A 15,397-nucleotide genomic window follows, 5' to 3' on the forward strand; every position below is an offset into this window, starting at 1 on the left:
AGAAGAGCAATATCAACAAAGACTAATTGTGTACATCATCTCTATTCTTAGTCTTAGCTTTTTAGTGATTGCCTTGTTTATGGTTATTCGAAAAACGAAACTTCAAAAGCAAAAAGTCGAACAAGTAAAAGAAGAGTTAGATAAAGCTTTACTTGAAGTCAATGAACAAAATATAAAAATTACGAATAGTTTAAGAGCTGCTCAAACAATTCAGCATGCCATCCTACCTCCTTCCGAATTACTAAAAAAAGTATTTAATAGTTATTTCACCATCTACCGACCTAAAGATATTGTGTCTGGTGATTTTTACTGGTATGGTGAATCCCAAGGAGAAGATGATATTACTTACAAATATTTTGCTTGTGTGGATTGTACAGGACATGGTGTTCCTGGAGCCTTAATGTCAATGATTGGCAAAACGATCCTTCAAGAAATCGTCGATAAAGGATTGGCAAAAGATCCTGCAAAAATCTTAGAAATGATCAATACAAGAATTATCTCCTACTTAAGACAACAAGAAAATAGTATAAACGACGGGATGGATATTTCTTTAATTAGATTTACTGATCAGGAAGGAAGTGTAAAAAGCATTGATTTTGCTGGAGCTAAGAGTGATATCTACAAAATAGATAAGCAGAAAAACACGTTGAAAAGATATAGAGGAAGTAGAAAATTTATTGGTGGGCATCAAAGAAAAGATATCAATTTTTCTACCACAAATATACCTATCAATAAAGGTGATTATATTTTTATGCTTACGGATGGATTACTTGATCAAAACAATATCAAAAATGACAAGTTCGGTCGTCGATATTTCGAAGATTATCTTCGTCAACATAGCAATAATCCTCTAAAAGATGTGGGCGATTTATTAGAAGCAGCACTTGATGTTCATCAGAAAAATGTTCCTCAGAGAGATGACATTACCGTTATCGGTATTGAGATGAAATAAGAAACATCAGCAAAAAACAAAGAAAATTACACGACCTAATATTTTTATTCCTAAATTACGATTTGAAAAGATTTTTTAATATTTGTCGATGCAAAAAAACAACTCTGATATTCTTCTTGAAGTAAAAAAACTCTCTATTTCTTTTGATCATGAAGATAGAGGCAGTTCTTCTGCAGTTAAAAACATCAGTTTTGTTTTAAGAAAAGGAGAAACTTTAGGAATAGTTGGTGAATCTGGATCGGGTAAATCTGTGACCGCTTTATCCATGCTTCAGCTTTTGAATAAATCAAGTAGAGAAGTTGATGGAGAGATCCTATTTCATAGCAATAATCATGGAACAGTGGATTTACTTCAAGTTCCAAAAAAAACAATACAAGATATTCGTGGTAGAGATATAGGGATGATCTTTCAGGACCCGATGAGTTCCTTAAACCCTTCTATCACTTGTGGTAATCAGTTGATTGAAACGATTATTGTTCATGAAAAAGTAAATAAAAGAGTAGCTAAGCAGCGAGCTTTAGAAACTTTTGCCACTTGTCAATTAGGCAATCCCAAAAAAGTATTTAATTCGTATCCACATCAGTTATCCGGAGGTCAGAAACAAAGGGTACTTATTGCTATTGCGTTAATCTGTAACCCTAGTTTACTTATTGCAGATGAGCCTACTACGGCTTTGGATGTTACCTCTCAAAAAGGCATCTTAGATCTTTTTAATGAGTTTAAGAAAACTCGAAATACAGCTACCATTTTTATTTCTCATGATTTAGCCATTGTAGCTCAAATGGCGGATAGAATCGCAGTCATGCGTAAAGGGAAATTAGTAGAATATGGCACTGTATATGAAGTCTTTAATCAACCAAAACATTCCTATACAAAAGGTTTGTTAGCTTGTAGGCCGAGATTAGACTTCTCGCTAAAGAGGCTACCAACTTTAAACGATTTTACAACAGACGCAGGAGGAAATGGTCGCAGTAAAGCACGTTTCATGTCTGTAGGGCAAGCTTTAATTGTCAATGCAGTTGACGAAAACAAAGTACTTGAACAAGAGAAAGAGATTTTAGATCATCAACCTTTGTTACAGGTGAAAAACTTATCTGTAGAATTCCCTGTGAAGAAAAACATCTGGGGCAAGGTCACAAAATCTTTTGTTGCAGTAAATAACGTAAGCTTTGATGTAAAAGAAGGAGAAACATTAGGGCTTGTAGGTCGATCGGGCTGTGGAAAAACGACACTAGGTAGAACTATATTACAATTAATAGCCTCTACTAATGGAGAAGTAGTTTTTGATGGTCGTGAACTCACAAAAATGCCTAAAAAGGATCTTAATAATTTACGTTCTGATATTCAGATCATATTCCAAAATCCATATACTTCTTTAAATCCTAGGTTAACTATTGGTCAGACACTTATTGAACCTATGCAAGTGCATAAGATTTATTCTGATGATAAAACTAGGAAAAAAGAAGCAATACGTTTACTTGAAACAGTTGGTTTAAGTGCAAATTACATGAACCGTTACCCTCATGAGTTTTCTGGAGGTGAACGTCAGAGAATATGTATAGCACGTGCTTTATCAACTAAGCCTAAGTTTATTATTTGCGATGAGTCAGTGTCTGCGTTAGATGTTTCTGTTCAGGCGATCGTACTAAATTTACTTCAAGATCTTAAAGAGAAATTTAACCTTACTTATATATTTATATCACATGACTTGGCCGTTGTTAAATTTATCTCCGACCGAATTTTAGTGATGAACAAAGGAGAAATCGTGGAATGGGGATTGGCTAATGAAATTTATAAATCTCCAAAAACAGAGATCACCAAGAAATTGATTGAATCCATTCCTGAAGCCAATTTTGAACAACTTCAGAAAAATTTAATCTCACAAAAATTGAAAGACCAAAAAAAATCCCATTAGAAAACTAATGGGATTTTTTGAAAGAAAGTTGTAATTAAAATTTATTGTCGACCAGTGAAATAAAACTTACTACAGCATCTGAAGTAAAGTCCCAATCGTATTTCACTGCATAATCCGTTTTTATTAGACTAATTGCTGATGTATAATCCTCGCAATTATCAATTCTATTGATCGCATGCGTAAGCACTTCTTGGTCTCCACCAAACAATTCCTTTTGGAAAAGAAAACGATCATTTAAATTCATATTCTCTTTAATACTTCCAGAGTTTAATTGATCAAGTATACCATTGGACTCATTTTCTTTTTCAGCAGAAGCCAATATTTGAGAGGTTACCTCTTCCTCTTTAGAAATAGGCAATTCTTTTTCTTCAACTACATTCTCCTCTTCTTTACTTTGATCCTCAACTGTTGTTGGTTCTTCAGCCACTACAGGAGGAACCTCCTCCTCTTCTTCTGGAGTTTCGATTGTTTCAAAAGTAAATTCTTCGATAGAATTTTCTTCAAATTCACCAACATTATCTTCTTTTACATCCTCTTGATCAAAGCTTTTCAAAGATTCATCAACGATATCGTCAATCACATTGTCTACTTCATTAGCAGGTGTAGTAGAAAAATCGGGTTCTTGGAAAGTAGGTTCTTCAAAAAGAGTAGCTTCTTGCTTCTCCTCTTCTTCTACTTCCGTTTCTTCAATTTGTACTTCAGAAGTAACTATAGTCTCCTCTATCGGGGATACTTCTTCCTCTGCCTCATCAACTTGCTCTTTTACATTTTCATGATCAAAAGAAACAATATTGTTAGACATCTCTTCAATATCTATGGATGAAGTTTCTGTTACCTCTTCTTCCTCTTTTTCGACAGGTGCTTCATCAAGGTAGCCTGGGTGAAGTTCAAATATGCCTACAGGAAGAATATCATTAAACGCTGCAATAATTTCTTGAGGATCGTCTATCAATTCTGGATGTTTTCTTACGATATTCGATGAAATATTAATTGCTTCAGTTCTCTTGATATTGATACCTGCTTCCTCTTCTATTGCATTTTGAATTTCCTTCGTTAATCTTGGGTGAATTTTAATGTACCCAAACATTGGAATCAAGAAATTCTTTAATGGAATTTTCATTCCCTGCATTCCAAAAAACTCATCATAAAAGATTTCTGGAGAGAAAGTAAGCACTAATACATCTCTTACTGCTTTATGTAATAAAGGCAAGAAATGTATTCTAGAGATATGTATATTTTTAGACAATGCGTTCATTAAGTGAGATAGTGACTCACGAACAGCATCAGAAGTGTAATCAAAATATGGACTTTGAATTCTAATTGCTTCTTTTTGCCAATTCTCAAAAATTCTTTTTAAGACAAAAAGATTGACACTTTCTATATTGGTTAATTTCGTTATTTGAATACCTGTTATGTAATCATTGTTTGAAAAAAAATCATCACATATGGCATCTGCTACCTTTTCAGAGTAAATTTCTATTGCAGAAAGATTTGGCTTTTTATTCATGTCAAGTTGTCTACAAAAATCATGATATAAATACTTGGCGAAGATACTTTGCATACATCTTAAAATGTATGTCCTCACAACTTATCATTTACCTTCTACCAATAATTATACAAAGAACTGTTATTACAAAATATAATTTACAGAATTATGTAAAATATTAAACTATTTATCTTCATTTTTTAGCTAAAAACGAGATATATTAAATAAATAATCAAGATTTATCTACATATAGTATCTTCTTAGAGTATGAAAAAACAAGATTGATCTTTATAAATCTTTACAAATAATCTCACATTATATTGTGTTTACAGTATGATTATTTATTTTTGCTTGACTTTGCGCAATTAGTCAAACAAACACTATCAAAATTTTATGAAAAAGTTTTTTAATTATGTAGGCGTGTGTACAGTATTGGTGACTTTGTCATCGTGCTTTGGCCAGCACAACCACGCACCAAACCCAGGCGTTAACCTAAACAGCAAACGCATTTACGGGCCTAGCAGAGAAGCAGAACCAGTTCAGTTAAAGAACGAATACGAAAAGGCGGATGCTGAATTGTTAATGAGAATGGAAGATATCCGTAATAAATTATATAAAAAGTAATTTACTTTTTTCAAGATTATACCAAATCTTGAATCCAAAAAAGAGGTGAACTTATTGATAAATGAGCTCATCTCTTTTTTATTGCATACAAATCTGATTAAAACGATTTGATGATGGCAGGTGACCAAGATCCGAAGCTTTTTTAAAGGCAGCACAAGCTTCTCCGTATTTTCCAATTGCTAAAAAACTTTCGCCTAATAAATAAAAACATCTATGATCTTTGGGTCTAACCCTTGCCCCCCATTTACAATCTCGGATGACCTCCTCATGTCGGCCCAAAGTTTTCAGTAACCTTGCTCGAAGTAAATAAATGGTAAAATGCTCCTCAGGGACATCTGTTTCATTTAGCACCACCGCGTAGGCTTTACCATACGTTTCCACATAATAATCATTGGTTAAATTGGCAGCACCCGATAAAACATCAATTGCTTTTTCTGGTTGATTAAGTCCTGTTGAATATACCTCGGCCAATCCCATGTGAGCTTTAAAATCGTATCTATTTTTTAAGATCATTTGTCTAAACGTATAAGTAGACTGATGATATCTTTTAGTATTGAATTGTGCCACTGCCAATCTCCAATATAATTCATTGGGCATGCTCATCCCGACCTCTTCTTCTACCTCAGAAAGTAGACTCACCACTTCATCAAATGATCTTTCCTGAAAAAAATAAAGGGAAGCAATATCCACTTCTTTTAATAAACTATCGTATAACACATCTCTTTGGTGTGTAAGGATATGCAATGTTTTCTCCATCTGTTTGGCTTCAATTAAAGCCTTACCATAATGTCCTTCTTCAGTATATTTAAGTACATTTTCTATCGCTTTTATTTCGTTGTTTAATTCTTCTTTGTATACTTTTTCTTGATAATATTTTCCTCCATAGAACAACACATTTAAACCAATCACCATAAATACAACAGCAATCGATCCCCACTTAAAAATACGTTTATCATCTTCTTTCTGGATTTCTCGATTCGATTTGAAGTTTTCATAAAACTTCGATTTATCTTCCCACTTTATGTCTTCACTTTCATAATTGGTAGTAGTACTTTTAAGGTCTTCTTGATATTTAAGCCATTGATCGTACATCTGACGCTGATAATCATTCATCAAATATTCGTAAGCAAAAGCAATTTCTTTAAATTTTTCTGAGGAATTTGAATCGGTTTTGTTGGTGTCTGGATGATATTTTTTGGCTAATTTTTTATAGGCTGCTTTGATCTCCTTTTTCGAGGAGGATCTGGATATTCCTAATATTTCATAATATGAACTCATAATTCGCAGTGTACGGGTGCAATGTTATAGATAGAAGTAGATAATATTATCAATTATATATACTTATAATACGTAAATGCTTGTAAATGTTTCATCAAAAAAGGGTATTTTCATCTAAAACTGACATTAGTCAGCGTTGTTATGAGTAATTATTCTGTTAATTTGCAGCAAATTATATATATCTCAATTCTTTACATGAACATGGATCAAGTAATAGCAAATAAAGTTACAGAATGGCTCGAAGGGTCATACGACGAAGCAACAAAATCTGAAATCAAAAGATTGCAAGCTGAAAACCCTCAAGAATTAACTGAAAGCTTCTACAAATCTTTAGAATTTGGTACTGGCGGACTTAGAGGTATTATGGGTGTAGGTACGAACAGAATGAACAAATATACTGTTGGTATGGCTACTCAAGGTTTAGCAAACTATGTAAATCAACAAGTGGATGGCACTCCAAAAGCGGTTATTGCACACGACTGTAGAAATAACTCTGCTTTATTTGCCAATGTAGCTGCCAATGTTTTAGCAGCTAACGGATTCACAGTATATCTATTCGATGCATTAAGACCAACTCCTGAATTATCTTTCGCTATCCGTCATTTAGGTTGCGATACAGGTATTGTTATTACAGCATCTCACAACCCTCGTGAGTACAATGGCTTTAAAGCATATTGGAACGATGGTGGACAAGTTGTTCCTCCACACGATGTAAACATTGTTGCCGAAGTAAATAAAATTGCATCTGTTGATGAGGTGAAATTTACAGGTGGTGAAGATCGAATTGTGGCAATCAACAAAGAAGTAGATGAGCCATATTTAGAAATGCTTGAGAAATTATCGGTATCTCCTGAAGCAATTAAAGCTCAAAAAGATCTTAAAATTGTCTTTACTTCTATTCATGGTACAGGTATTACAATGGTTCCCCCAATATTAGAGCGTTTAGGTTTCGAAAACGTTCATATTATTGAAGAACAAAAAGTAACTGACGGTAACTTCCCAACAGTAGTTTATCCTAACCCAGAAGAAGCAGAAGCATTAAGCATGGCCTTAGCTAAAGCCAAAGAAATTGATGCTGATATATTATTAGGTACTGACCCGGATGCTGACCGTGTAGGTATTGCCATTAAAAACCATAAAGGTGAGTGGACATTATTAAATGGTAATCAAACGGCTGCATTATTGTTTAACTATGTGATCTCTGCACGTAAGAAAGCAGGTTTGGCTAAGAATAACGATTTTGTTTGTAAAACTATTGTTACTACAGACCTTATCGATCGTTTTGCTGCTGCAAACGGAATGCCTTGTTATAACGTTCTTACTGGATTTAAATATATCGCAGAAGTAATCAAAGAGAAGGAAGGTAAAGAAAACTTTATCGTAGGTGGTGAAGAATCTTACGGTTACCTTATCGGTGATGCTGTTAGAGATAAAGATGCAGTTGCTGCCGCTTCTATGATCTGTGAAATGGCTGCTTACTACAAAAACGAAGGTAAGTCGATGTTCGAACAATTAATTGATATTTACCACGAACATGGTTATTTCAAAGAAAAACTAATTTCTATCACTAAGAAGGGAATGAGTGGTGCTGAGGAAATTGCTCAAATGATGAAAGATCTTAGAGCTACACCTCCTGCAACAATCAACGGTTCGAAAGTGTTAGAAATGAGAGATTACCAATCGTCTATCGCAACAGATTTATCTACTAAAGAAGAATCTACAATTGATTTACCTAAGTCAAATGTACTTCAGTTCTTCTTGGAAGACGGTACTAAAATCTCTGCAAGACCTTCTGGTACTGAGCCGAAGATTAAATTCTATTTCAGCGTAAACACTTCTATTAATTCGGTAGAAGAATTTGATGCTGCTGATGCTCAATTAGAAGAAAAAGTTGCTAAGATTATTGAAGATATGAAGTTGAACTAATCGTTTAACATCAAATTATATTTAGGCCATAGCAGTAATGTTATGGCCTTTTTTTGTCATTTTTAGGTTAATAATTTAGAATCTGTCCAAAAACTCAAAAATCAGTCAAATAATCCTAATTCTATTGTTAATATTCCAACCTTTCTAAATACCCAATCGTAAAAAAATATATACCCAGAATTAAAAATTAAACCTAACAACCATATGACATGAAAAATTACACAATATTAAAAAGGGAGCTGAAATATATGTTTTATTCCTTCCTTTTTTTAGGCTTAGCGTTTATACCATTTCACCGAGGATATTTTAAACTTCCACAAAAGAAAATAGTATCCCAAATAGAAAGTGACATACAACAAGATGAAGATGTTATTTTAAATAATGTACACTATTATGATACTTCACATAAGGTTTCCCCTAATAAAAAAGTGGCCAACACTCCAGTTATTCATAGTACATTCTTTTATGTAATTTTTAGTATCTTATTCTTGGTATTTGTATTCCCATTAAGATATTTATTCTATTTAATGAATTACCTCATCAGTTTATAATAATAAATTGATCAAGTACTTTCAAAATATTACTAACTTGTGATGAATAAACTCAGTTAATTTCTCTATTAGGAAGTTGACACTAATAATTCATCATGACTAAACAACGCTACACTTCCATTTTCTTTTACACTCTTGCTGTTCTTTTATGGTTACCCATTCTATTTTTTGATTCAACATTTTTTGCTGAAGAGTATTTTGATGGTAAGCCTGTAACAAGTATTTCCGTTTTTCTGCTTTATATTTTTCTGTTCAAACAATCCTCATTAAAAATCAAATATTTAATGTTGGTGATGGTTCCTCTTTCTTGGTTAGGTGAATTGTTGTGCTGCGTAATTTTAGACATGTATGATTACAGAGGCAATCAAATTCCATTATACGTTCCGATAGGACATGCATGTATATTTTCGCTAGGCTGGCATATCAACCAACTTTTTGATACTAAAACCCAAGAAAAAATAAAGAAGGTCCTCACTCCCTCTTTCCTGATACTCTTTACTTTTATCATCCTTTATTTCCAAGACACTTTAAGTTTTGCATTAGGAATATTGTTTTTCTGGGCATTAAGAAGAAAAAATTATAGTAGTTTTTACCTAATTATGAGTTGTCTTGTTTTATGGATTGAAATCGTTGGAACTGCTTTACACGTATGGAAATGGGACACCTATCAATGGATATTTCAAACAATCAACCCACCTATTGGCGCTATGTTTATTTACATCGGCGGTGATATGATTCTTGGACGCTTATGTAGATTCCTACTAAGGTTAAAAAAAGTGGTGAGAAGAAGGGCTATTCTTAATGCATAATCCGAATTATTAAAATTGGATATTAATCGATGTTTGTTTAAACAAATTTAAACGGAATGAGTTACTCTTCTAAACATCAACTAATATCATATGAAATTCTTATCAATATTTACCTTTTTATTAATCTTTATTTTTGTAGCCTGTTCAGAAGGTGATATTTCTCCGCAGCCAACACAACAAGCACCAACAAACAATACAACAGCAGATCAAAACAATGATCAGGACGATCAACAGGATAATAATGATGATAGTCAAGATGCTAATGTCGTTACATATTCAGGAACAGTTCAAGCTATATTAACTTCTAATTGTACAAGTTGCCATGGTAGTTCGAACCCTAGAGCAGGTTTAAGTTTACACACCTACGCCACAGCCAGAGATGGTGCCGAAAATGGGGCAGTACTTTCTAGAATAAGAAATTCAAACAACCCTATGCCTCAAGGTGGTTTAATGTCGGAAGCAAATATTAAAGCTATAGAAGATTGGGCTGAAGGAGGGTTTGCTGAATAATGAAACGCTACTTTATACTTTATATTATCCTTCTCTTCCCACTAAAAAATTCATACAGTCAGACCAAATACAAAACAGAAGTTGGAGAATGTAATTTCTCTGCTTCTGTTCCTGCGTTTGAGCCTATAGAAGCAAAATCAGATAAACTGATTGGAATACTAGATGAAGGTACTGGAAACATCGCAGCTGTCATTCCCATAAAAAGTTTTGAGTTTCCAATAGCGTTAATGCAAGAGCATTTTAACGAGAATTATCTTGATACCAAAAAATATCCAAAAGCTACTTTTAAGGGGGTCATCAAAGATTTTTTGATCAAACAATCGGGTACTTATCAATATCAAGGTACCTTATCGATACATGGGGAGGAGCAATCTATCTCTGGAGAGCTTCTGATATTGTACGAGAATAATACATACAATGTCTCCTCACAAATGACATTGATGCCAGAAGATTACAAAATCAAAATCCCTAAAATAGTTTATAAAAAAATTGCTGAAACAGTTATTGTTCAGCTCAAGTTAAATTTAGCGCCTACCTCATGAAACTTCTATTCTTCCTATTCTCTTCCATTTTTATATGTTCCTCTGTTTTAGCACAAGATGATCTTCTGAATGAGATTAATACTGATAGTATTGATGAACAATTTGAAATGCCTGCATTTAAGGCGACAAGAATTATCAATGGAGAATCATCTAAACTTGCTGCTAAAAAAGAATTCCATCTGGTTATCTCCCATCGATTTGGTAGTATAAAAGATGGATTTACTACCTTTTTTGGATTAGACAATGCCAATACCTACATCGGGTTATTGTATGGAATTACTGATAAATTAAATGTTTCCTTAGGTAGGGAAACTTATCGAAAAACCATTGTTGGTTCTTTGAAATATAAAATAACTGAGCAAAGCAAAGACTTCCCATTACACCTAGTTGCATTTGCAGGGATTTATGCCAACACACAACTTTCTGATAATGCCTATCCAGAGTTAACCAACACAGATCGGTTAAGCTTTTTATATCAATTACAAGTTGCAAGACGTTTGACAGATCATTTCTCCCTTCAACTGACTCCAAAGTATGTGAGACAAAATTTGAAGTACTCAGATTACGATATCTATAATTATTTTATCCTAGGTGCTGGTGGGCGATATAAAGTCTCGAAAAGAGTCGCTTTAACAGCAGAATATGATTATAATTTTTCTAGACCTGAACAAAACCCATTCAAGAACCCATTGTCTTTAGGTGTTGATCTAGAAACAGGTGGTCACGTATTTCAATTATTATTTTCTAATGCACAAGCCAACCTCCCACCTTCTTATTTAACGTATGCTACAGGCGACTGGAGTGAAGGTGAAATTTATTTTGGATTTAACATTGTTCGCGTTTTTTAACTAATAAATCAAATTTTCATTTTCAAGTATTCACTAATAAACAGCCCTATTTTACACCTCTTTTAAGTTGATTATCATTTAGTTTATTGCAAAAAAAATTAGCGATAACACTGCGTATTTTTGATTTCAACAGTTTACCATGATTTTATTGTCGTTTAGCGGGAAATGTTTACCTCTTATCTAAAAGTTTTCATTATACACTTATTATGAATTAGATTGCTTTAAACTTATTCAGAGGAGTAGTTATTCTGAACAAGAGTAAATTAACATTAAATTTCGATGAAAGTCGATCTAACTTATCAAATGAGAATTTTTATTACGTTTTTAGTCCTTGGGCTATTGGGACTTAATGGATGCGTTGGAACAAAAGATAACGGTAAGCACGATATTCTTATTCACTGGCAACAAGTGGGCAATGATGTGAATGAAAAAGGAGAATCGTTTGCACAATTAACTATTAAAAACATTGGGAAAAATACATTTACCAAAGGTGATTGGGCATTGTATTTTAATAATAAACCTTGTACCAATTTAGATGTAAATGCTATTGGAGACCAAGTAAGCATTAAACGCATCAATGGCGACTTTTTTGAGGTAAAACCCACTGAAAAATTCAAAGCATTAGACAAAGGAGAAAGTTTAGTATTAGACTTATATACCAACAGTGCAGTAATTAAATATACTGATGCTGCCGGTGGTTTCTATTTCTTATTTAAGAATAAAGGAAAAGAAGAATTTTACACTCCAGCTTATGAAGTAGGTAAATTCACCCCTGATATGGCTGTGATGTCGAAAGACGATACTTATGAAGTAGAAAATAAGTTCATCCGATATAAGAACAATGCGAAACTGACCAAAGTTGAATTAACTACAGCACAAAAGATTATACCAACACCTATTCAAGTTATTGAGGGTAAAGGAGGATTTGATATTGCTTTAATAAAAGAGATTGTATCGAATTCAGCAACCAATAAACAAGCAGAGTTACTACAAAAGTATATCAAAGAGTCGACAGATAAGGATATTGCTATTGTAGATAAAGCCACTTCAGATCATTATATTAAGCTAGTCAACAAGAGAGTAAACGCTCCTTCAGAAGAAGCTTATCAATTAGACATTAAAGAGAAAGAAATTACTATTCAAGGTACTGAAAAAGGCCTTGTATATGGCATCCAATCTTTAAGAGCATTATTACCATTAAAAGGGGAAAGTTCAACCATCAAATCGGTAAGCATTAAAGATTACCCTCGATTTGGTTATAGAGGTTTTATGATGGATGTTGCTCGTAACTTCCAAACGAAAGAAACGATCTTGAACCTATTGGATGTGATGGGATTCTACAAAATGAATACCTTACATTTCCACTTAACAGATGATGAAGGTTGGAGAATTGAATTAGAAAAATTCCCTGAATTGATTGAACTAGGTTCGAAAAGAGCTCACCCGACATCTCCTTATTCTACGATTCCATCTTATGGATCTGGAGCAAAAGGTATTGATGGTGTTTCTAATGGCTACTACTCAAAAGAAGATTATATCGAAATATTAAAATATGCTCACGCTAGAAATATTGAAATCATTCCTGAAGTTGATATTCCTGGTCATGCTAGAATTGCCATTAATGCAATGAGCTACAGAGCCGAAAAACTTCTTAAAGAAGGTAAATCTCCTGAAGAAGCGAATAAATATTTATTGAATGATCCTAACGATGCCTCAGAGTATTCTTCAGTACAAGGATTTGATGATAACACAATTTGTCCTTGTCAGGAAACATCTTACAACTTCATTGAAGCGTTGGTAACAGAATTCCAATCGATCTACAACGAAGCAGGTGTTCCTTTAGAAACAATTCACTTTGGTGGTGATGAAGTAGCAAAAGGTGTTTGGGAGAAATCTCCAATTTGTCAGGAATTCATGAAAGAAAATAACCTTAAAGATGTTGAAGCAATCAAAGGATATTATGCTTTAAGAATTGCCAAAATGGCGAAGAAAAACAAAGTGAAGCTTCAGTTATGGGATGATATTTTACACCATGCTAAAGGAATGTCTCCAGAGAATTTAACGCTTAACGCGTGGGACAACTCTTGGGGTGTAGGTACTGAGGATTTTGGTTACAAAAGAGCCAACCAAGGATACGATGTTATTCTAACTTCTGTATCAAGCTTATATTTTGATATGGCATATACTAAAGAAGTTGACGAGCCAGGCTTCTATTGGGGTGATTACAACGATACAAGAGCTGTTTTCAACTACCTTCCTACTCACTTCTTTGATATTGATCATAAGTTAAGATTGGGTGGGGTACTTACAGTGGAAGAGATGAAAGATAAAGAAAGACTAACGAAGAAAGGTCTTTCTCATATTAAAGGTATTCAAGGAGCGATGTGGGCTGAGACTTTAAAATCAAGCGATCGTTTGGAATACATGATTTACCCTAAAATGTTGGCTTTAGCAGAAAGAGGATGGGCAAAATCACTTGTCAATAAAGGAGAGCAAGGTGATGCTATCATCAAAAAGTTAGATAAGCAATGGAATGTTTTTGCTAATGCTTTAGGACAAAGAGAATTTAACCGTTTAGCTACTTGGGGTAGAAATTACAGAATTCCTCCAGTAGGTTTACAAGTGGAAGATAATAAAGTGAGTGCGAATATTGCTTATCCAGGATTAACCGTCAGATATGCCAAAGCAGGTGAAGAGTTGACTAACAAATCTCCTGAGTTTACATCGGCTATCGCTTTAGATGGCAACTACCAATTTGCAGCATTTGATGCATTGGGAAATCATGGTAGAGTAATTAGCGTTTCAGAAAAAGACAACTTGACTTCAATGAAATAAAGTCAGGTCATCAGTACACACACAGTTAACAAATAGACTAAACTACAGACTCACCTTCAGTTAAAGAGCAAAGGTCTTCCGAGAGGAAGGCCTTTTTTTTCATTTTAGTTAACTTTACTTTAAGAGATTTGCATCCATCAATAATACTTTAGAATTTTGTATTTGGAAGTCGGTTCTATTATTTGGCTTCAACACAAAGAATTAGATTATGCAAAACACACCAGAATTAAATAGTCAAGGGAAATATCTTGGTACAATCACTAAAGATTTTATTAAGGTTTACTCTGTATTGAAAGAAGCTTCTTATCAGATTAGAAAAAGAAACTTTTCTAAATACCCTATTTTTCCAGTTTCTAAACAAGATTTGCAAGTAGGACAGCATATTGTTGGGCCTCAGCAAAAAGAGTTTTTGGAGTGGAATTACGGAGCATCTTATGCAGAAGAATTTTTACAAAAAGAATTGATTTTGGTTGATAAATATGAGGAGTTTAAAAAATCGTACAAAGATGCAGATGAGTTCTGTTGCTTGTTTGTGATCGATGATGATTTTGTGAACTTCGTGTATATCCCTTATCCAGTTGATGAAGAGGGTAACGAAGTATTGTAAGACTAAACGACATACATCTGAAAGGGTTTTCTAATTGAATTTAGGAAACCCTTTCTTTTTTATCATAATAATTGAGAAGGAAAAAGTGGTGTTAAAACAATCTTCATAACTTGATATAAACTAAACTAACCAAATATGATCGCAGTACTTTTTGAGGTTTTCCCAAAAGAGGAAAACAAAGAAGAATATTTAAAAATTGCCACCAACCTAAAACCACTATTGGCTGATATTAATGGATTTATTTCTATTGAAAGGTTTGAAAGTCTACAGAATCCTGGGAAACTTTTATCCTTATCTTATTGGGAAAATGAAGAAGCTATTGAGCAATGGAGGAATGTGATGACCCATAGAGAGGGTCAGGCAAAAGGCGCTCAATATATATTTTCTGATTATACCATCCGTGTGGGGCAGATTATAAGAGAATATGGTTTGAATGAGCGAAATGAAGCGCCATCAGATAGTAAAGCCTATCATGATTAAAAATAAAAAGGTCAGCTTCTGTTAGAAGCCGACC

14 protein-coding genes are annotated in these 15,397 nt (G+C 33.7%); 12 read left to right on the forward strand and 2 right to left on the reverse strand.

Features of this window, described 5'->3' with window-relative positions:
• The first annotated feature begins 28 nt into the window (after positions 1–28).
• A complete protein-coding gene (locus tag KMW28_RS13945; protein ID WP_169665094.1) occupies positions 29–952 on the forward strand; it encodes a PP2C family protein-serine/threonine phosphatase in 924 nt (307 codons plus the stop codon).
• Positions 953–1,040: 88 nt separating this feature from the next.
• Positions 1,041–2,867: an ABC transporter ATP-binding protein gene (locus KMW28_RS13950; protein WP_066205747.1), complete on the forward strand. Its 1,827-nt coding sequence runs from the start codon at positions 1,041–1,043 to the stop codon at positions 2,865–2,867.
• A gap of 34 nt (positions 2,868–2,901) precedes the next feature.
• Here KMW28_RS13950 and KMW28_RS13955 read toward each other — a convergent pair whose 3' ends face one another.
• The gene (locus KMW28_RS13955) at positions 2,902–4,374 is read right to left on the reverse strand and encodes a hypothetical protein (protein ID WP_169665095.1); all 1,473 of its coding nucleotides are present in this window, start codon (positions 4,372–4,374) and stop codon (positions 2,902–2,904) included.
• Positions 4,375–4,746: 372 nt separating this feature from the next.
• Here KMW28_RS13955 and KMW28_RS13960 point away from each other — a divergent pair, with 372 nt between their 5' ends.
• On the forward strand, positions 4,747–4,977 hold the full coding sequence (locus KMW28_RS13960) for a hypothetical protein (RefSeq protein WP_066205743.1): 231 nt from the start codon (positions 4,747–4,749) through the stop codon (positions 4,975–4,977).
• A 78-nt stretch (positions 4,978–5,055) separates the two neighbouring features.
• Here the strand turns inward: KMW28_RS13960 and KMW28_RS13965 are convergent, their stop codons facing one another.
• Positions 5,056–6,255, reverse strand: coding sequence for a J domain-containing protein (locus tag KMW28_RS13965; protein ID WP_183363976.1), 1,200 nt, complete (start codon positions 6,253–6,255; stop codon positions 5,056–5,058).
• 201 nt (positions 6,256–6,456) lie between these two features.
• Here KMW28_RS13965 and KMW28_RS13970 point away from each other — a divergent pair, with 201 nt between their 5' ends.
• From KMW28_RS13970 to KMW28_RS14010, 9 genes are all read left to right on the forward strand, one after another.
• Complete coding sequence (locus KMW28_RS13970; RefSeq protein ID WP_169665097.1) at positions 6,457–8,181, forward strand: phospho-sugar mutase; 1,725 nt, start codon at positions 6,457–6,459, stop codon at positions 8,179–8,181.
• A 209-nt stretch (positions 8,182–8,390) separates the two neighbouring features.
• Positions 8,391–8,732, forward strand: coding sequence for a hypothetical protein (locus KMW28_RS13975; protein WP_215585748.1), 342 nt, complete (start codon positions 8,391–8,393; stop codon positions 8,730–8,732).
• 95 nt (positions 8,733–8,827) lie between these two features.
• On the forward strand, positions 8,828–9,541 hold the full coding sequence (locus KMW28_RS13980) for a hypothetical protein (RefSeq protein WP_169665098.1): 714 nt from the start codon (positions 8,828–8,830) through the stop codon (positions 9,539–9,541).
• Positions 9,542–9,631: 90 nt separating this feature from the next.
• A complete protein-coding gene (locus tag KMW28_RS13985) occupies positions 9,632–10,051 on the forward strand; it encodes a c-type cytochrome (protein ID WP_169665099.1) in 420 nt (139 codons plus the stop codon).
• Positions 10,051–10,593 (forward strand): YceI family protein, encoded by a 543-nt coding sequence (locus KMW28_RS13990; protein WP_169665100.1) that lies wholly within the window; start codon positions 10,051–10,053, stop codon positions 10,591–10,593. Before KMW28_RS13985 ends, KMW28_RS13990 begins: the two co-directional genes overlap by 1 nt.
• Positions 10,590–11,441, forward strand: coding sequence for a DUF5777 family beta-barrel protein (locus KMW28_RS13995; RefSeq protein ID WP_169665101.1), 852 nt, complete (start codon positions 10,590–10,592; stop codon positions 11,439–11,441). Before KMW28_RS13990 ends, KMW28_RS13995 begins: the two co-directional genes overlap by 4 nt.
• 279 nt (positions 11,442–11,720) lie before the next feature.
• Complete coding sequence (locus tag KMW28_RS14000; protein WP_169665102.1) at positions 11,721–14,276, forward strand: family 20 glycosylhydrolase; 2,556 nt, start codon at positions 11,721–11,723, stop codon at positions 14,274–14,276.
• A 208-nt stretch (positions 14,277–14,484) separates the two neighbouring features.
• On the forward strand, positions 14,485–14,883 hold the full coding sequence (locus tag KMW28_RS14005) for a hypothetical protein (protein WP_101958124.1): 399 nt from the start codon (positions 14,485–14,487) through the stop codon (positions 14,881–14,883).
• Between the two features lie 135 nt (positions 14,884–15,018).
• Complete coding sequence (locus KMW28_RS14010; protein WP_169665103.1) at positions 15,019–15,363, forward strand: antibiotic biosynthesis monooxygenase family protein; 345 nt, start codon at positions 15,019–15,021, stop codon at positions 15,361–15,363.
• The last annotated feature ends 34 nt before the right edge of the window (positions 15,364–15,397 follow it).

The organism is Flammeovirga yaeyamensis (genome assembly GCF_018736045.1).
Lineage (GTDB): Bacteria > Bacteroidota > Bacteroidia > Cytophagales > Flammeovirgaceae > Flammeovirga > Flammeovirga yaeyamensis.